Source organism: Catenulispora sp. MAP12-49, assembly GCF_041262705.1.
Lineage (GTDB): Bacteria > Actinomycetota > Actinomycetes > Streptomycetales > Catenulisporaceae > Catenulispora.
Window position 1 is genome coordinate 181439 of record NZ_JBGCCP010000005.1, and the last position, 17852, is coordinate 199290.

General features: G+C 70.9%; 14 protein-coding genes and 1 pseudogene. 8 read left to right on the forward strand and 7 right to left on the reverse strand.

From position 1 onward, the window contains the following. Positions 1 to 19: 19 nt before the first annotated feature. The 3 genes and pseudogenes from ABIA35_RS13245 to ABIA35_RS13255 all read left to right on the forward strand — a co-directional run bounded on the left by ABIA35_RS13245 (position 20) and on the right by ABIA35_RS13255 (position 1927). A complete protein-coding gene (locus ABIA35_RS13245) occupies positions 20 to 754 on the forward strand; it encodes a DUF4232 domain-containing protein (RefSeq protein WP_370358058.1) in 735 nt (244 codons plus the stop codon). A 240-nt stretch (positions 755 to 994) separates the two neighbouring features. Then, positions 995 to 1252: pseudogene (locus tag ABIA35_RS13250) on the forward strand (cell wall-binding repeat-containing protein); the annotation flags it as partial. Continuing rightward, on the forward strand, positions 1250 to 1927 hold the full coding sequence (locus ABIA35_RS13255; protein ID WP_370358167.1) for a cell wall-binding repeat-containing protein: 678 nt from the start codon (positions 1250 to 1252) through the stop codon (positions 1925 to 1927). The pseudogene ABIA35_RS13250 and the gene ABIA35_RS13255, both read left to right, overlap by 3 nt. A gap of 124 nt (positions 1928 to 2051) precedes the next feature. On the opposite strand, the gene typA is transcribed toward ABIA35_RS13255, so the two are convergent. Continuing rightward, a complete protein-coding gene (gene typA, locus ABIA35_RS13260; RefSeq protein WP_370358059.1) occupies positions 2052 to 3947 on the reverse strand; it encodes a translational GTPase TypA in 1896 nt (631 codons plus the stop codon). 122 nt (positions 3948 to 4069) lie between these two features. Beyond that, positions 4070 to 6733: a serine/threonine-protein kinase gene (locus tag ABIA35_RS13265; protein WP_370358060.1), complete on the reverse strand. Its 2664-nt coding sequence runs from the start codon at positions 6731 to 6733 to the stop codon at positions 4070 to 4072. 319 nt (positions 6734 to 7052) lie between these two features. On the opposite strand from ABIA35_RS13265, the gene ABIA35_RS13270 reads away from it, so the two are divergent. The 4 genes from ABIA35_RS13270 (at position 7053) to ABIA35_RS13285 (ending at position 11814) form a co-directional block, all read left to right on the forward strand. Continuing rightward, positions 7053 to 7877: a hypothetical protein gene (locus ABIA35_RS13270; protein ID WP_370358061.1), complete on the forward strand. Its 825-nt coding sequence runs from the start codon at positions 7053 to 7055 to the stop codon at positions 7875 to 7877. 17 nt (positions 7878 to 7894) lie between these two features. Continuing rightward, positions 7895 to 10144: a fumarate reductase/succinate dehydrogenase flavoprotein subunit gene (locus ABIA35_RS13275; protein WP_370358062.1), complete on the forward strand. Its 2250-nt coding sequence runs from the start codon at positions 7895 to 7897 to the stop codon at positions 10142 to 10144. Positions 10145 to 10146: 2 nt separating this feature from the next. Beyond that, positions 10147 to 10926: a succinate dehydrogenase/fumarate reductase iron-sulfur subunit gene (locus ABIA35_RS13280; RefSeq protein ID WP_370336958.1), complete on the forward strand. Its 780-nt coding sequence runs from the start codon at positions 10147 to 10149 to the stop codon at positions 10924 to 10926. A 78-nt stretch (positions 10927 to 11004) separates the two neighbouring features. Beyond that, positions 11005 to 11814, forward strand: a complete 810-nt coding sequence (locus ABIA35_RS13285; RefSeq protein WP_370336956.1) for an arylamine N-acetyltransferase — start codon at positions 11005 to 11007, stop codon at positions 11812 to 11814. Positions 11815 to 11835: 21 nt separating this feature from the next. Here ABIA35_RS13285 and ABIA35_RS13290 read toward each other — a convergent pair whose 3' ends face one another. From ABIA35_RS13290 to ABIA35_RS13300, 3 genes are all read right to left on the reverse strand, one after another. Further along, positions 11836 to 12468, reverse strand: coding sequence for a LysE family translocator (locus ABIA35_RS13290; RefSeq protein ID WP_370336954.1), 633 nt, complete (start codon positions 12466 to 12468; stop codon positions 11836 to 11838). 167 nt (positions 12469 to 12635) lie between these two features. After that, the gene (locus ABIA35_RS13295) at positions 12636 to 15113 is read right to left on the reverse strand and encodes a SpoIIE family protein phosphatase (protein ID WP_370336953.1); all 2478 of its coding nucleotides are present in this window, start codon (positions 15111 to 15113) and stop codon (positions 12636 to 12638) included. A gap of 231 nt (positions 15114 to 15344) precedes the next feature. Continuing rightward, positions 15345 to 15749, reverse strand: a complete 405-nt coding sequence (locus ABIA35_RS13300; protein ID WP_370336951.1) for a (deoxy)nucleoside triphosphate pyrophosphohydrolase — start codon at positions 15747 to 15749, stop codon at positions 15345 to 15347. An 83-nt stretch (positions 15750 to 15832) separates the two neighbouring features. Between ABIA35_RS13300 and ABIA35_RS13305 the strand changes: the two genes are divergently transcribed. Continuing rightward, on the forward strand, positions 15833 to 16126 hold the full coding sequence (locus ABIA35_RS13305; protein WP_370336949.1) for a 4a-hydroxytetrahydrobiopterin dehydratase: 294 nt from the start codon (positions 15833 to 15835) through the stop codon (positions 16124 to 16126). A 59-nt stretch (positions 16127 to 16185) separates the two neighbouring features. On the opposite strand, the gene ABIA35_RS13310 is transcribed toward ABIA35_RS13305, so the two are convergent. Both ABIA35_RS13310 and ABIA35_RS13315 read right to left on the reverse strand, forming a co-directional pair. After that, positions 16186 to 17196 carry an anion permease gene (locus ABIA35_RS13310; RefSeq protein ID WP_370336947.1) on the reverse strand — a complete coding sequence of 337 codons (1011 nt, stop codon included), beginning with the start codon at positions 17194 to 17196 and terminating at the stop codon, positions 16186 to 16188. Between the two features lie 3 nt (positions 17197 to 17199). Further along, positions 17200 to 17832 carry a DUF47 domain-containing protein gene (locus ABIA35_RS13315; RefSeq protein WP_370336946.1) on the reverse strand — a complete coding sequence of 211 codons (633 nt, stop codon included), beginning with the start codon at positions 17830 to 17832 and terminating at the stop codon, positions 17200 to 17202. Positions 17833 to 17852: the final 20 nt, after the last annotated feature.

Below are 17852 nucleotides of genomic sequence, written 5' to 3' on the forward strand. Positions count from 1 at the left end.
CCCGGAAAGGTTGGGTTCCATGAACCGTATTTCCGTCCTGTTCGCAGCGGGCGCGCTCGGAGCCGCCGCTCTGACAGCTGGATGCTCGAGCGGCGCCGCCAAGACCGCGGGCGCCGCCGGCGGGCCGACGTCGGGCAGTTCGAGCTCGGTGGCGAGCACATCCTCGTCGGCCTCGGGCCAGAACCCCGACGCCGGCTCTGGATCCACCTCCGCCTCGTCACCGGCCGCCGGCACCAGCACGTCCCCGAACGCGGGCACCACGTCCTCGGCGCCGTCCTCGGCCCCCACGCACGCCGCCGGCTCGCCGTGCACCACCACCGAGATGCCCTCCGGCACCTGGCGCGCGATCCCGGACAGCGAGGGCACCGGCGCCGTCGCCGCCGACATCGCCTTCCAGAACACGTCCAGTCACACATGCACGGTCGCGGGCTTCCCCGGCGTCTCCCTGCTCGCCTCCAACGACCACCCGCTGCCGACGAACGTCGTGAAGGACAACGCCGCCGCCGTCACCACCATCACCGTGGCCCCCGGCGCCTGGGTCCACGCCGAGATGCGCTACTCGCCGCACATCGCCGGCCCCGGCGAGCCGCAGAGCGGACAGTGCGAACCGATGACGGTGCACGCGCTGGCGCAGCTCCCGGGCGATTCGGCGTGGGCGCGCGTCACGCTGGACAACCCGACGATGGTGTGCAGCAAGGGCCTGCTGCAGGTGAAGGCGTTCGTGAGCGGGCAGTCGAGCCCCGACGGCGGCTGAGGCCTCATATCAGGATGATGATTCGCTACGGATCCCACCGGATCCGCGGCGCCCGATGCCCGCCTAACCTGATCAGGATGACCAGCTGATCATGGGGGGCACCATGCCACACCGAATCCACGCACGCGCGGCCGGGGCACCCCCTTCACCGCGCCCACCGCCCCGAACCCGGGCCGCCCCGGCCAGACACCCCCGCCGCCGTCCGGCCCCGGCCGCCCCTACACCCTCCGCCTCGGCGGCGCCGACCGCGTCGGCACCGCCATCACCGTCGCCGACGCCGCCTACGGGCCCGGGGCCCCGGCCAAGGCGAAGGCCGCGGTCCTGACACGCGCCGACAGCTACGCCGACGCGCTCGCCGGCAACGCGCTGGCCGCGCAGAAGGACGGCCCGCTGCTGCTGACCGGAAACGCGAAGCTCGATCCGGCGGTGGGGGCGGAGCTCGGCAGGCTGCTTCCGAAGGGCTCGACGGTCTACATCCTGGGCGGGACCGCCGCGGTGAGCCCGCAGGTCGACGCGGCCGTCCGGGCTCTGGGCCTGACCCCGAAGCGGCTGGCCGGGTCCGACCGGTTCCAGACCGCGACGGCGATCGCCGCCGAGATCTCGCCGCATCCGCACACCGTGCTGGTCGCGACCGGCGTCGACGCGCCGGACGCGCTCGCCGCCGGAGCCGCGGCGGCCACCGACCCGGACGGCGGCGTGGTGCTGCTGTCCGACGGCAAGACGCTGCCCGCGAGCACCAAGGCGTACCTGGCCGGTGTGAACCCGGCGACGGCCAAGGTCTACGGCGTGGGCGTGCAGGGTGTCACGGCGCTGATCACGCTGCCGGGCTTCGCCGGGCACATGACCGCGCTGGAGGGCGTCGACCGTTACGCCACCGACGCCGCCGTCGCGAACGACCCCACGCTCTACCCGCACCCCGCGCAGGCGGCCCTGGCCACGGGCCGGACCTGGCCGGACGCGTTGTCCGGGGGCGCCTACGCCGGCACGCTGCACGCCCCGCTGCTGCTCACCGACGGTCCGGCGCTGCCGGCCGGCGCGGCCGTGTGGCTGCACGCGCACGGCCCGGCGCTGACCTTCGTGCCTGTCTTCGGCGGTCCGCAGGCCGTGCCGGACGCCGCGGTGCGCCTGGCCGGTGTCCTCGCCTGGGGCGCCGGGAGCTTCGACCTGAGGTAGACACGCGAACGCAATCCCTGCCCCGACAACGAAAACGGCCGCCGCGGGAATCACTCCCGCGGCGGCCGTTCCACGTCAGATCAGCTCAGATCAGGTCAGCTCAGGTGGAGCAGACCGGGTCCGGTCAGCCCTTCCCCTTGGCCGCGTTCCCGCGCGAGCGTCCGCGCACCTGGGCGTTCAGCTCGACCTTGCGGATCCGGACGGTGTCCGGCGTGACCTCGACGCACTCGTCCTCGCGGATGAACTCCAGCGCCTGCTCCAGCGACAGCTGGCGCGGCGGGATCAGCGTCTCGGTGACGTCCGACGTCGACGAGCGCATGTTCGTGAGCTTCTTCTCCTTGGTGATGTTCACGTCCATGTCGTCGGAGCGCGAGTTCTCACCGACGATCATGCCCTCGTAGACCTCGGTGGTGGGCTGCACGAACATCGTGCCGCGCTCCTGGAGGTTCATCATCGCGAACGGGGTCGCCGCGCCCGCGCGGTCGGCCACCAGCGAGCCGGAGGTGCGGGTGCGCAGTTCGCCGTACCAGGGCTCGTAGCCCTCGAACACCGCGTGCGCGATGCCGGTGCCGCGGGTCATGGTCAGGAACTCGGTGCGGAAGCCGATCAGACCGCGGGAGGGGACCACGAACTCCATGCGGACCCAGCCGGTGCCGTGGTTCGTCATGGTCTCCATGCGGCCCTTGCGGTTGCCCTGGATCAGCTGGGTCACCGCGCCCAGGAACTCCTCGGGGCAGTCGATGGTCAGGCGCTCGACCGGCTCGTTGAGCTTGCCGTCGATGGTCTTGGTGACCACCTGCGGCTTGCCGACGGTCAGCTCGAAGCCCTCCCGGCGCATGGTCTCCACCAGGATGGCCAGCGCCAGCTCGCCGCGGCCCTGCACCTCCCAGGCGTCCGGGCGCTCGGTGGGCAGGACGCGCAGCGAGACGTTGCCGACCAGCTCGCGCTCCAGGCGGTCCTTCACCAGGCGCGCGGTGACCTTGGTGCCCTTGGTCGGGCCGCGGCCGACCAGCGGGCCGGTGTTGGTGCCGATGGTCATCGAGATCGCCGGCTCGTCGACGGTGATCAGCGGCAGCGGACGCGGGTCCTCCGGGTCGGCCAGGGTGTCGCCGATCATGATCTCCGGGATGCCGGCGATGGCGATGATGTCGCCGGGGCCGGCGGACTCGGCCGGCTTGCGCTCCAGCGCCTCGGTCATCAGCAGCTCGGTGATCTTCACCCGCTCGATGGTGCCGTCGTGGCGGCACCAGGCCACCTGCTGGCCCTTGCGGATCTCGCCCTGGTGCACCCGGCACAGCGCGATGCGGCCCAGGAAGTTGGAGGCGTCCAGGTTGGTGACGTGCGCCTGCAGCGGCGCGCCCTCGGTGAAGGAGGGGGCCGGGATGGTCTCCAGGATGGTCTTGAACAGCGGCAGCAGGTTGTCCGAGTCCAGCTCACCGCCCTGGCCGTTGCCGGACGAGCCGGGCACCGGCTTGGTCAGCGTGGCCTTGCCGTCGCGGGCGATGGCGTAGACGATCGGGAACTCGATCTGCTCCTCGGTGGCGTCCAGGTCCATGAACAGCTCGTAGGTCTCGTCGATGACCTCGTCGACCCGGGAGTCCGGACGGTCCACCTTGTTGATCAGCAGGATCACCGGCATCTTCGCGGCCAGCGCCTTGCGCAGCACGAAGCGGGTCTGCGGCAGCGGGCCCTCGGAGGCGTCCACCAGCAGCACGACGCCGTCCACCATGGACAGCCCGCGCTCGACCTCGCCGCCGAAGTCGGCGTGCCCGGGGGTGTCGATGATGTTGATCACCACGTCCTCGCCCTCGGGACCGCGGTAGTGCACCGCGGTGTTCTTGGCGAGGATGGTGATGCCCTTCTCGCGCTCCAGGTCGTTGGAGTCCATGGCGCGCTCGTCGACGTGCTGGTGTTCGCCGAACGCGCCGGACTGCCACAGCATCGCGTCGACCAGCGTCGTCTTTCCGTGGTCGACGTGCGCGACGATCGCCACGTTCCTGATGTTGTCGCGTGTGGGCATGCCTGAGCGCTCCTTGGCAGAAGGGGATACCTACCCATCGTACGGGGTCCGGAATCCCCCCGCTTACCGTCAGTGCCCGGCCGCACGGCGGAAGGGTTAACTCTCCGTGACCGGCGCCCCGGCTACCCGTGCGCGGCGATCATGACCAGAGCCCCGTCGACGGCCACGACCACCCCGCCCGGCACGGCCGTCCACACCGGCTCCACGCCCGGTACGAAGGACGCGACCGTGTACTTCCAGCGAGTCCGCCCGCCGGCGAGGTCCACCGCCCACCAGCTGCCCTGGTCGTCGCAGACGTAGACGTTGCCGTCCGCGAGCTGCGGCGCGCCGGCGTCGGAGGTGAGGGTGAAGGAACCGGGCCCCTGCGACTGCCACAGCACGTTGCCGGACTTCACATCGACGGCGTAGAGGCCGTGGCGCGAGAGGGCGACGACAGCCTGCGCGTCGGGCGAGCCCGCGATCAGCGAGAGCGAGCCGGCGTCCCCGGCGGGCTCCGGCAGCACCGTGCTCCACGTGGGCTGACCGCCCGCCACGGACCCGCCGACCAGGGAATCGCCGTTCGGCGCCCCGGTGAGCAGGAGCACGTACTGGTCGCCGGCGTACACGGCCTTGCTCAGCGACACCCGGCTGTAGTCCACGCCGGTCTTCAGCGGATGGGTCCACACCTGTTGACCGGCGCTGTTCCAGGCCATGTAGGACCCCGAGGCGTTCGGGGCCGACGCTCCGGCGGTCAGGATCTGGGTGCCCTCGGCCGGCACCGCGAGCGTGGCGAACTCCACACCGCTCTTCTGCCAAAGCGGTCGCCCGGTGGCGGCGTCCAGGGCCCAGAGGAAGGGAGCGGGCCCGGCCAACCCGACCACGAACACCATGCCGTCCACCGCGCCGCCGATCCGCGCCCCGGCCGAGGCCTGGGGCAGCGGCGCCCGCCACCGCTGCGCACCGGTCTGGACGTCGAGCGCGAGCACCTCACCGCCGGCCGCGCCGCCGTCCTCGGAAGCGACGATCAGACAGGCCGCGCCACCGGCGACCACACCGTTGCCGGATCCCGGGACAGCGGTGGCCCGCACCGGTCCCCACTTCGGGTTGGACCCGAGGTCGTAGCCGGAGACACCGTCCGCGGCGCCCACGACGAGCACGCCGCCCCCGACCGCCAGCGACGAGACCGTCCCCACCCCGGGCAGCTGCCAGAACGGCGCAGCATCCGGCCCCTGCAGCGTGCCGGCCGCACCCACCGGCGGCGCGAGCGCCCCGCCCGGCGGCAACGGAAGCCTGCCATCGGAGGGCACGCTGGCGGAGGCGCTGGCAGAGGCACTGGGGGCGGCCCCGCCGGGCGCGGGAAGGGAGGTGCCGGTGACAGACGGCACGGCGCCTACGGAACCCGCAGAAGGCTGCGCATCGGCCGTGGTCGTGGTCCCGGAGCTGCCGCCGAGCCCGAGGGCCACCGCGGTGCCGCCGCCCACGACGACGACCGCGCCGCCGAGAGCGAGCAGAAGGTTGCGACGGCTGGGACCGGGAGCGGCCACCAACTGCTGCGGACCGGTGGGAGCCGCCGCGCCGTAGCCGGAGGGCGCGCCGTGCTGCGGTGCGCCGAAGTCGGGTATCTGGCCGCCGGGGGCGGCACCCGTTCCAAGACCGGCTGCCGGGACACCGGCCACCGGCATCGGACCGGTCGCCGGGCCGCCGGGCGCGGAGGCGAACGCCGCGCCGCCATCAGCCTGCTGCGGCACCGCCGGCATCGGACCGGTCGTCCCCGCCCGGCCACCGCCCGCCGGCATTCCCGGCATCCCCGGAGCCGCCGGCACCACCAGAGCCACCGGAGCCACCGGAGCCACCGGAGCCACCACGATCGTGGCATGCGGATCGTCGCTCGCGTCCGGCATCCCAGCCCCGCCGCCGAGCCCCTCCGCGGCCGCCGCCCGCACGTCCGCGGCCACCGCCGGCGGCAGCCAACCGCTCCCCATCGGGATCGGCGCCCGCCGCTGCACGTACTCCAGCACCTGCCGGGGCTGCGCGCGGCTGTTCGCGTCCTTCTGGAAGCAGCCGCGGATCAGCTCCGACAGCGAAGCCGGCAGCTTGCCCAGCACCGGCGAGGACTTCGCGACCCGCTTCTTCACCTCCTCGGCGCGTCCCTCGCCGAAGGGGGCGCGCCCGGTCGTGGCGAAGAACAGCGTCGAGCCCAGTGCGAACATGTCCGCCGAGGGCGTCACCGTCCGGCCCGTCGCCTGCTCCGGCGCCAGGAAGCCGGCCATGCCGATCTCGGCCGCGCCGTCGAAGGCGCGCGCCAGTGCGAAGTCCACGACGCGCGGCCCCTCCGGGGTCAGCAGCACCGTGCCGGGGCGCAGGTCGCCGTGCATCACGCCGGCGGCGTGCAGGGCCGTCAGGGCCTCGGCGAGGCCGGCGGCCAGGCTCAGCAGCGCCGGCTCGGGCAGCGGTCCGTGGTCGGCCACGGCATTGGCCAGCGGCACGCCCGCGACGTACTCCGACGCCAGCCACGGCGTCGTCGACTCCAGATCCACCGCCAGCACCGGCGCGACGTACGGTCCCCCGACCGTGCGCGCCGCCGCGATGTCGGCGGCCAGCCGGGCCTTGACGGTCTGGTCGGCCAGCAGATCCGGGCGCAGCGTCCGGACCGCGACGGCCCGGCCGTCGGCGGCGCGCGCGCCATACAGCGGGCCGAGCTCTCCGACCCCGAGCCGGCCGATCGTCGTGTAGGGGCCGACCCGGCGCGGGTCCCCCTCGATCAACGGCCCCATCACCGATCCGGGCGCCCCGGACGCTCCGACCATCGCGACCACTCCTTGATCACGGCCGCTTCGCGCGCGCCGTTTCCCGTTTCCCCGTCGCACCGTCGGCGCGTTGAGCGTCGTGCCGAGGAGCATGATGCCAAACCCTTGTCGGTCCCCCCGCCGTCCGGGCCCTGATCAGCGCTCGGTAGGATGTGACGTAGATCACGTTTCCACTACTCCGAGTGACGCGTTCTATGGAATCTGACGCGATGTCCATTAGAGTTCGCGCAGCTCCTCAGAGCCCTGCCGATCCGAAGCAAGACCGTCTAAGTGCAAGACATCAGTGTAAGAACATTGCCCGTCTGGGAGACACAAGTCGATGGCGACTGACACCATCGCGCCCGGCCCCGAGGCACCTGCCCCGCTGAGCCCGGCGCGCGCACAGATCGAACAGAAGACGCTGCGCACAGACAGGTGGTGGCTCAGTCCGCTCCTGACGATGCTCGTGCTAGTCGCCTTCATCTTCTACGCGACGTTCCGCGCGTTCCAGAACGCCGACTACTACTCGGACGGCCTCATCTCGCCGTTCTACAGCCCGTGCATCTCCACGAACTGCGTGCCGGACTCGCCCCTGGGCGGCTTCACGTTCATCGGCACGTGGTGGAAGCTCTCGCCGGCGCTGCTCATCCTGATCTTCCCGCTGGGATTCCGGATGACCTGCTACTACTACCGCAAGGCCTACTACCGGGCCTTCTGGCAGTCGCCGCCGGCCTGCGCGGTCGCCGAGCCGCACGGCAAGTACACCGGTGAGCGCCGCTTCCCGCTGATCCTGAACAACGCGCACCGCTACTTCTTCTACGCGGGCCTGCTCTTCAACGTCATCCTCACCTGGGACGCGATCCTGGCCTTCCGCAACGCCGACGGCGCCTGGGGCCACATGAGCCTGGGCACGCTGGTGCTGCTGGCAAACGCCAGCATGCTGTGGCTGTACTCGGCGTCGTGCCACTCCTGCCGCCACATCATGGGCGGCAAGCTCAAGCACTTCTCCAAGCACCCCCTGCGCTACAAGGGGTGGACGCTGGTGTCGAAGCTGAACCACAGGCACATGCTCTTCGCGTGGATTTCGCTGTTCGGCGTTGCGCTGACGGACGCTTATGTCGCCCTAGTGGCCAACGGCACGTTCAGCAACCCGACGTTCTTCTAAAGGATCAGTGCGCAATCATGACTGACAACACCGAGAACGCAGAGAACATCGAGCGCCACTCCTACGACGTGGTGGTGATCGGGGCCGGCGGCGCCGGACTGCGGGCCGCGATCGAGGCCAGGCACGCGGGCAAGCGAGTGGCGATCATCAGCAAGTCGCTGTTCGGCAAGGCGCACACCGTGATGGCCGAGGGCGGCGCCGCCGCGGCCATGGGGAACGTGAACCCGAAGGACAACTGGCAGGTCCACTTCCGCGACACGATGCGCGGCGGCAAGTTCCTGAACCACTTCCGGATGGCCGAGCTGCACGCCAAGGAGGCGCCGGAGCGCATCTGGGAGCTGGAGGCCTGGGGCGCGCTGTTCGACCGCACCAAGGACGGCAAGATCAGCCAGCGCAACTTCGGCGGGCACGAGTACCCGCGGCTGGCGCACGTCGGCGACCGCACCGGCCTGGAGCTGATCCGCACCCTGCAGCAGCGCGTCGTCGCCCTGCAGCAGGAGGACAAGGAGGCCACCGGCGAGTACGAGGGCAGCCTGCGCGTCTTCGCCGAGACCACGATCGTCCGGCTGCTCAAGGACGAGCAGGGCCGGATCGCCGGCGCGATCGGCTACTACCGCGAGACCGGGCAGTTCGTGCTCTTCGAAGCCCCGGCGGTCATCATGGCCACCGGCGGCATCGGCCGCAGCTACACCGTCACCAGCAACAGCTGGGAGTACACCGGCGACGGCCACGCGCTGGCCCTGCTCGCCGGCGCGGCGCTGGTGAACATGGAGTTCGTGCAGTTCCACCCGACCGGCATGGTCTGGCCGCCCTCGGTGAAGGGCATCCTGGTCACCGAGTCGGTCCGCGGCGACGGCGGCGTGCTCCGCAACAGCGAGGGCAAGCGGTTCATGTTCGACTACGTGCCGGACGTGTTCCGCAAGCAGTACGCGGAGACCGAGGAAGAGGCCGACCGCTGGTACGACGACCAGGAGAACAACCGGCGTCCCCCCGAGCTGCTGCCCCGCGACGAGGTGGCCCGCTCGATCAACTCCGAGGTGAAGGCCGGGCGCGGCACCCCGAACGGCGGCGTGTACCTGGACGTCTCCACGCGCCTGCCGGCCGAGGAGATCCGCCGCCGGCTGCCGTCGATGTACCACCAGTTCAAGGAACTGGCCGACGTCGACATCACGGCGCAGCCGATGGAGGTCGGCCCGACCTGCCACTACGTCATGGGCGGCATCGAGGTCGACCCAGACACCCAGGGTACGAACGTCCCCGGCCTGTACGCGGCCGGCGAGTGCTCCGGCGGCATGCACGGCTCCAACCGACTCGGCGGCAACTCGCTGTCCGACCTGCTGGTCTTCGGCCGCCGCGCGGGCCTGCACGCCGCGGAGTACGTCGACGGGCTGGGATCGGCCGGTGCGCCGGCGGTGGCCGCGGCCGACGTGGACGCCGCCGTCGAGGAGGCGCTGGCCCCGCTGGTCAACGCCGACGGCGAGAACCCGTACACGCTGCACCACGACCTGCAGGTCACGATGAACACCCTGGTCGGCATCATCCGCAAGCCGGGCGAGGTGAGCGAGGCGCTGACCAAGCTGGAGGACTTCAAGCCCCGGCACAAGAAGGTCGGCTCGATCGGCGGGCGCCGCTTCAACCCCGGCTGGCACGTCGCGCTGGACCTGCGCAACATGCTGATCGTCAGCGAGTGCGTGGCCAAGGCGGCGCTGGAGCGCGAGGAGTCCCGCGGCGGGCACACCCGCGACGACTTCCCGGCGATGTCCTCGACGTGGCGGCAGGTCAACCTGATCTGCACGCTGAAGGAGGACGGCTCCGGCGTGGACCTCAAGCACCAGCCGATCCCGACGATCCGTCCGGACCTGCTGGGGCTGTTCGAGATCTCGGAGCTGAAGAAGTACTTCACGGACGAGGAGCTGGCGGTTCTCGGGAACCAGGGCCAGGTCGGCGCCGGACCGGAGGCCGCGGTCGCGGCCGAGCCGGAGGCCAAGGCCGACGACCAGCCGGAGACCAACACCGCGCAGGACGCCAAGCCCGAGACCGAGGCTGTGGCCGACGCCAAGCCCGACACCGAGACTGAAGCCGACGCCAAGCCCGACACCGAGACCGTGGCCGACGCCGACGCCGAGACCGAGGCCAAGCCCGACACCGACACCGACACCGACGCCAAGACCGAGGCCGCCTCGATCCCCGGCCAGCAGACCGCCGCCGCCGAGGCCCAGGCCCAGGTCGACGACGCCAAGTCCGACACCGCCGCCGAGGAGAAGTGAGCATGGGCGCGACATCCAGCAAGGGCTACGTCGGCAAGTTCAAGGTCTGGCGCGGCGACGCGTCCGGCGGAGACCTGAAGGACTTCGAGGTCGAGATCAACGAGGGCGAGGTCGTCCTCGACATCATCCACCGCCTGCAGGCCACGCAGGCCCCGGACATGGCGTGCCGCTGGAACTGCAAGGCCGGCAAGTGCGGCTCCTGTTCGGCGGAGATCAACGGCAAGCCCCGGCTGATGTGCATGACCCGCATGTCGACCTTCGAGCAGGACGAGACCGTCACCGTCACCCCGCTGCGCACCTTCCCGGTGATCAAGGACCTGGTGACGGACGTCGGCTTCAACTACACCAAGGCCCGCGAGGTGAAGTCCTTCACCCCGCCCAAGGACCTGAAGCCCGGCGAGTACCGCATGCAGCAGATCGACGTGGAGCGCTCGCAGGAGTTCCGCAAGTGCATCGAGTGCTTCCTGTGCCAGAACACCTGCCACGCGGTGCGCGATCACGAGGAGAACAAGGAGAACTTCGCCGGCCCGCGCTACCTGATGCGCGTCGCGGAGCTCGACATGCACCCCCTGGACACCGCCGACCGCAAGAAGGCGGCCCAGGAGGAGCACGGCCTCGGCTTCTGCAACATCACGAAGTGCTGCACCGAGGTGTGCCCGGAGCACATCCACATCACCGACAACGCGCTCATCCCGCTGAAGGAGCGCGTGGTCGACAAGAAGTACGACCCGCTGGTGTGGCTGGGTAACAAGATCCGGCGGCGGACCTCGTCCGACGCCTGAGGCGGATATCGAGCTGGGGCCGCGGTCTTAGGACCGCGGCCCCAGGCGCTTCCCGGCAAGATCTGCGATAAAGGATCCATGGCTCCCACGCACGCCCTGAACCACGAGCAGGTCGCCGCCTACCTCGACCGCATCGGCATCGATGCCGGCAGCGCCGAGCCGCCGGCCGACGCCCATACCCTGCGCCGCCTGCACAGCGCGCACCTGCACACCGTCCCGTTCGAGAACCTGAGCATCCACCTGGGCGAACCGGTCCCGCTGGACGGCACGGCGCTGTACGAGAAGATCGTCGGGCACCGCCGGGGCGGCTTCTGCTACGAGCTGAACGGCCTGTTCGCCCTGCTCCTGGAGGCACTCGGGTACCGCGTGCACCGCCTGTCGGCCCGCACCTTCAGCACCGCGCGCGGCTACAGCCCGCCGCTGGACCACCTGGCGCTGCGGGTCGTCGACCGCGCCGGCGACGCCTGGCTGGCGGACGTCGGCTTCGGCCGCCACACCGAGTTCCCGCTCCGCTTCGACGACCGCGCCGACCAGAAGGACCCCGGCGGCCTGTTCCGCATCGCGGAGAACGACGACGCCGAGTTCACCGTCCTGCACGACGGCGAGGCCTCGTACCGCCTGGACCCCAAGCCGTTGGCGCTGGCGGACTTCACACAGGCGTGCTGGTGGCAGTGCACGTCGCCGGAGTCGCACTTCACACAGAACGTGATCTGCTCGCGGCTCACCGACGACGGCCGGGTGACGCTGACCGGCGACCAGCTGATCACGACCGACGACGCGGGCCGGCGGGTCGAGGAGGTCGCCTCGGACGAGGAACTGCTGCGGCTGTTGCGCGAGCGGTTCGGGATCGAGCTGGCGACGGCGCCGCAGCGCAGCAAGCAGCAGTAGCACCACCCGATCGGCCTCACCTCACCCCCGCAGCGCCAACTCCACACCGAACCCGACCAGCACCGTCCCGGTCACCGCGTCCATGGCCCGCTTGACCCGCCGCTTCGCGAACCACCCGCGCGCCCGGTGCGCACCCAGGATCAGCACGGTGAACCACACCATGGCCTCGACATCGTGCGCACCGGCCAGCATCAGCCCCATGGCCAGATGCGACACGTGCGCCGGCATGAACTGCGGGAAGATCGCGATGTAGAACGCCCCGACCTTCGGATTCAGCAGATTGGTCCCGGCACCCCGCAAGAACGCGCGCGCCAGCCCGGCATCCGGCGCCCGCTCCACCGCCTCGTGCAGCTCGCCCCGCCGCGCGGCCCGCAGCATCCCGACCCCCATCCACAGCAGGTACACCGCCCCGACGACCCGCAGCGCGGTGTACGCCTCGTGCGAGGCGGTCAGCAGCACCGACACCCCGGTCGCCGCCGCGGCACCCCACACCAGCGCGCCGACATTGATCCCGAACGCGGCCGCGAACGCCTGCCGCCGCCCCAGCACCAGCGCCGAGCGCAGCACCACGGCGGTGTCCAGGCCCGGGATGATCGTGATGAGCCCCGCGACGAGGGCGAAGGAAAGCAGCGCGTGGACGACCGAACCAGTCATGGGACTGGAGTATCCCAGGGACCCCTGATCGCCGTTTTCCGCTACTCAGCAGGGCGAAAAGCCTGGCCGCGCAAAGGAATCCACCACTCCCCCACCCATCTGCCCGCATCTCCCCGCACACGCGCTCTCCGCCCAGCGGCCCTCTTCGCTCGCCAGGCGCGCCCCCGCTATGGCCTTCCCAACTCGTTGTCCCCCATCGCCAACTCGAACCACACGATCTTCCCGTCCCCCGCCGTCCGCGTCCCCCAGCGCGTGGCCAGCTGGTTCACCAGCTGTAGCCCGCGCCCGCCCTCGTCCGTCTCCTGCGCGCGCCGCACCTGCGGCACCACGTCCAGCGCGTCCCCGACCTCCACCAGCAGCCGGTCCGTCTTCAGCATGTCCAGCGACACCGGCGAGCGCCCGTAACGCTGTGCGTTCGTCACCAGCTCGCTCACCAGCAGCTCCGCCGTGTCCGACAGGCTGGCCATGTTCCAGTCCTTGAGCTTGGTGCGGACCTTGCGGCGGGCGTCGGAGACCGCGGAGGGGTGCGCGTCCAGCTGCCAGTGCGCCTTGCGGTTCTGCGGGATGGACTGGACCTGCGCCAGGAGCAGTGTCGCGTCGTCGGAGGTGTCGCCGGTTATGCCGAGGACGTCCGTCACCGCGTCGCAGCACTCTTCCAACGAGTCGGGAGGGCAGTTCGCCAGCAACGCAGCCATCACCCCGATCCCCTCATCGATGTCGCGTCCCTTGTCCTCGACCATCCCGTCCGTGTAGAACGCCACGCGGGAGCGGTCGGGGATGTCGAACTCCTTCGTCTCGAACACCCAGCTGCGGTACGCGCCTCCGCCGACCCCCAGCGGCGGCGAGGGCGGCACGTCCAGGCCGCCGACCGTGCCGTCCGGGGCCAGCAGCAGCGGCGGCGGGTGGCCGGCGCGGGACACCGCGAGCTTGCCGGTCGCCGGGTCGTAGACCGCGTAGATGCACGTCGCCAGGTGGTTCTCCGACAGCGAGGCGCCGAGTTCGTCCAGCTGGTGCAGCACCTGCGCCGGCGACAGGTCCAGGCCGGCCAGGGTCCGGGCCGCGGTCCGGAACTGGCCCATGATGCCGGCCGCCCGCACCCCGACGCCCATGACGTCCCCGACCACCAGCGCCACCCGCGCGCCGGACAGCTGGATCACGTCGAACCAGTCGCCGCCGACCTCCGCGCCGACCGAGCCGGGCAGATACCGGTACGCCACCTGCACGCCGGGCAGGCTCGGAATCCGTTGCGGCAGCAGGGCGCGCTGCAGCATCAGCGCGGTGCTGCGCTCGCGGAAGTACAGCCGGCCGTTGTCCATCGACACCGCGGCCCGGGTGGTGATCTCCTCGGCGACCTCGATGTCCTCCGGTTCGAACGGCGGGCTCTCCGGGTGCCGGTGGAAGTGCACCACGCCCAGCAGCGCCTCGCGGGCCCACAGCGGCACCAGGATCGAGTCGCCGCCGGTGGGCTGCCACAGCAGCGTGCCGTCGACCGAGCGGATCGGCTCCTTGGCGACCGCGCTGATCCCGGCCGAGGAGTGCCAGGCGGCGCCGTCGAGCATGCGGTCGCTGATGTCGGAGTCGGTGCTCCAGGCGCTGAACCCCTCGGCCCGCACCGGATCCGGGACGGCGCCGAAGCCCTGGTGCACCAGCACCCGGCGGCGGCGCACCGGGGCCAGCCACACCGGCCCGACCGGGCCGATCCGCTCGTCGAAGACCTCTTCCTTGATCTCGATGACGATGGCGTCGGCGAAGTCCGGCACCGCGACGTCGGCCAGTTCCCGGGCCGTGCGCTCGACGTCCAGCGCGGTACCCATCCGCGAGCCGGCCTTGTTCACCAGCGCCAGCCGCCGGCGGGCGCCGGCCGCGGCGGCCGCGGCGCGGTGCCGGTCGGTGACGTCCAGTATCAATCCGGACAGCCCGATGACCTCGCCGTCCGGGCCGTGCAGCCGGTTGTAGCTGACCGACCAGACCCGCTCCTCGTCGGAGGCCGGGGTGAACCCGCCGTACTGCTCGTCGACCACCGGGATGCCGGTGCGCAGCACCTCGTCGGGGATCTCCTCCAGGCGCGGGTCCAGGCCCGGCAGCACCTCGCGGACCCGCTTGCCGATGTGCTCGGAGACCGGCAGGCCGTTGATACGCTCCAGCGCGCGGTTCAGCCGGACGTAGCGTCCCTGCTCGTCGTAGACCACGATCCCGACCGGGAACTGCTCGAACAGCGAGTCCAGCACCGCCCGGTCCCGGGTGAACCGGATCAGGTCCTCGGCGGAGTTGGCGTAGCCGAACACCACGACGTGGCCCTCGCCGTCCCGCAGACCCATGAGATGCGCGTCGACATGCACGCTCGCGCCGTTCGGGGTGACCGCGTCCAGCTCACCGCGCGCGTCGTCGCCGGACCGCACCGCCGCGACCATCCGGTCTGCCGCCTCGCGATCGGCCGACCGGAACATCGCGTGGAACGGCTTGCCGATCATCTCCGTACGCTGCCATCCCAGCAGTTCCTCGGCGTTGAGCCGGAACTCGCGGATGATACCGTCGCCGTCCAGCATGAAGGTCGCCGAGCGTACCCGCTCGATCACTCCGGCCATCCGCCCGAGCTGACGCTGCGCGTCGCCCTCGGATCCCTGGCCGAAGACGGAGGTCGTCATGGCCCATCCCCGGCCGCGCCAGCCGGGATTGTCCTGCCGCTCCCTGTGGGGCTGCTGCTCTGGCGAGTCGGGCATAGGGCGGACTTCGATTCTGTGCTGTCAGAGAATCTGTGCGGTCGGGAACCCCGTGTTGCGGATCCGGGTCTTCCGTGATCCTTCCCGGAATGCCGCACCCTCAAGCAATTGATCTGACTTTCACACTATGAGAGCAGTCACCGGGTCCCACAGGTTTCACCAGGCCGTACGCCCCAACTCTTCGACGATCGGCACGTCGGGCGTCAGCCAGTCCAGACCAAGCAATTCCCCGCGCGGGACCCACGCCAAACAGTCATGGTCCTGAAGTGGCGACGGCTCGGGCTGCCCGGGCTCCAGGCGCGCCAGGAAGACGCGCAGGGTGAAGCGCTCGTCGATCCGCGCGTCCGCACCCACCTGTGCCCCGACCGTCACCGCCACGCCGAGTTCCTCGCGGCACTCCCGGACGACCGCCTCGGCGTCGTCCTCTCCGGGCTCGACCTTGCCGCCGGGGAACTCCCACTTCCCGGCCAGACGCGCCGGTGCCGACCGGCGGGCACACAGCACGGTCTGGTCCCGGACGATGGCCGCGCCGACGACGATGACGGGGGTCTGGGTGGTCATTCCAGGGAGTCTAGGGGGCACCGCCGGCTACGTTCCGTAACCGGCCGTTGGCCCCCTCTTGGCATCGGGTCGACAATGGGTACATGCGCCTTCTCAGGCAAGAGGACATCTCCCCGCTGCTGGCCGACCATCCCGAGTGGACGGGCGGCGCGGAGCATCTCTCGCGCGTGTTCACCGCCGCGGACTTCCCCGCGGCCATCACCGTGGTCGACAAGGTGGCGGTCATCGCCGAGGAGATGAACCACCACCCCGACATCGACATCCGGTGGAAGACCCTGCGGTTCCGGCTCTCGACGCACTCCGCGGGCGGCGTCACCGAGCTCGACCTGGAGCTGGCCCGGCGGATCGAGACGCTGCTGGCCGCGCAGCCCGGGTAGCGGTCCGAGCCGGACCGAACCGGAGCTAACCGAACCGGACCGCGCCCGAGCGGATCGCGCTATCCGAAGATCGCGTTCGTGATCCACCACACGAGGGCCGCGCAAGCCCCCGCGCACGGCAGCGTGAACAGCCACGCCCCGAGGATGTTCCGCGCCACGCCCCAGCGCACCGCGGTCTTCCGCTTCGTCGCGCCGACACCCATGATCGACCCGGTGATGATCTGCGTGGTCGACACCGGCGCGTTCCACACGAACGCGGTGAAGTAGAGCACTCCCGAGGCGACGGTCTCGGCGGCGAAACCACGAGGCGGGTCCAGCTCGATGATCTTCCGGCCCAGGGTCCGCATGATGCGCCAGCCGCCGGCGTAGGTGCCCAGCGAGATCGCGCACGCGCTGGACAGCAGCACCCAGTTCGGCACGGCCGACTTGCTGGTGGCGTGGCCGCCGGCGATCAGCGCCAGCATGATCACGCCGATGGTCTTCTGCGCGTCCTGGATGCCGTGGCCCAGGGCCATCGCCGCGGCCGAGATGGTCTGCGAGATGCGGAAGCCCCGGGTGACCCGGCCCGGGTGCGCCTTGCGGAACGCCCACAGGATCCCGACCATCAGGAAGAACGCCAGCACGAAGCCCACGAGCGGGGAGGTCACCATGGGCAGGATGACCTTCTCCCAGACGCCCTTCCACTCCACCGTGGCGCCGGCCGCCAGACCCGCGCCGATCATGCCGCCGATCAGCGCGTGCGAGGACGACGAGGGCAGCCCCAAGGACCAGGTCAGCACGTTCCACACGATCGCGCCGACCAGCAGCGAGAACACGATCCACAGGCCCGCGTCCCCGCCGGGGACCTTGATGATGCCCTTGGTGATCGTCGAGGCCACGCCGCCGCCGAGCCGGAGCCCGATGTAGGAGCCGAGCAGGTTCATCACCGCGGCCATCAGCAGCGCGGCCCGCGGCGTGAGCGCGCGGGTGGACACCGAGGTGGCGATGGCGTTCGCCGAGTCGTGGAAGCCGTTGGTGTAACTGAACCCCAGGGCGACGGCCACCACCGTGATCAGGCCGAGCCAGTGCACGCCTCAGGACTCCTTGACCACGATGGACTCGACCGTGTTGGCCACGTGCTCGAAGGCGTCGGCGGCCGCCTCCAGCGAGTCCACGACCTCCTTGAGCTTCATCACGGTCAGCGCGTCGTACTCCCCGGAGAACAAGTGCGCCAGCAGCTTGCGGTAGGACTGGTCGCCGGCGTTCTCCAGCCGGTTGACCTCGATCCAGTAGCCCGACAGGTCCTTCATCCCGCGCAGCTTGCGCATCGCCTCGGCGGTCAGCTCCGCGGCCCGCACCAGCGTGTCCACCATATCGGCGACCCCGGACGGCAGCGTCTGGATGCCGTAGAGGTTGACCAGGTCGACGGCCTCTTCCATCTCGTCCATGACGTCGTCGAGGCTGGAGGCCAGCGCGTAGATGTCCTCGCGGTCGAACGGGGTGATGAACGAGGAGTTCAGGGTGTTGTAGATCTTGTGCGTCGTGTCGTCGGCGGCGTGCTCGGCGGCCCGCATGCGCTCGGCGATCTTGGCCCGCTCGGCCCCGGCCCCGGGCCCGGCGGCCCCCAGCAGTTCGGTGAGGATGCCGGCTCCGACGACGAGGTGGTCAGCCTGCTCGGCGAACAGGTCGTAGAAGCTGGTCTCCCTGGGGGTCAGACGCAGTTTCACTGGAAGTCTCCGGGTCTTCA

Excerpts from the sequence above, each read along its gene's own strand:
- ABIA35_RS13280 (WP_370336958.1), top strand. The coding sequence starts at position 10,147 with ATGGGCGCGACATCCAGCAAGGGCTACGTCGGCAAGTTCAAGGTCTGG.
- ABIA35_RS13270 (WP_370358061.1), top strand. The coding sequence starts at position 7,053 with ATGGCGACTGACACCATCGCGCCCGGCCCCGAGGCACCTGCCCCGCTG.
- ABIA35_RS13265 (WP_370358060.1), bottom strand. The coding sequence starts at position 6,733 with ATGGTCGGAGCGTCCGGGGCGCCCGGATCGGTGATGGGGCCGTTGATC.
- ABIA35_RS13295 (WP_370336953.1), bottom strand. The coding sequence starts at position 15,113 with ATGACGACCTCCGTCTTCGGCCAGGGATCCGAGGGCGACGCGCAGCGT.
- ABIA35_RS13300 (WP_370336951.1), bottom strand. The coding sequence starts at position 15,749 with ATGACCACCCAGACCCCCGTCATCGTCGTCGGCGCGGCCATCGTCCGG.
- typA (WP_370358059.1), bottom strand. The coding sequence starts at position 3,947 with ATGCCCACACGCGACAACATCAGGAACGTGGCGATCGTCGCGCACGTC.
- ABIA35_RS13245 (WP_370358058.1), top strand. The coding sequence starts at position 20 with ATGAACCGTATTTCCGTCCTGTTCGCAGCGGGCGCGCTCGGAGCCGCC.
- ABIA35_RS13290 (WP_370336954.1), bottom strand. The coding sequence starts at position 12,468 with ATGACTGGTTCGGTCGTCCACGCGCTGCTTTCCTTCGCCCTCGTCGCG.
- ABIA35_RS13275 (WP_370358062.1), top strand. The coding sequence starts at position 7,895 with ATGACTGACAACACCGAGAACGCAGAGAACATCGAGCGCCACTCCTAC.
- ABIA35_RS13285 (WP_370336956.1), top strand. The coding sequence starts at position 11,005 with ATGGCTCCCACGCACGCCCTGAACCACGAGCAGGTCGCCGCCTACCTC.
- ABIA35_RS13305 (WP_370336949.1), top strand. The coding sequence starts at position 15,833 with ATGCGCCTTCTCAGGCAAGAGGACATCTCCCCGCTGCTGGCCGACCAT.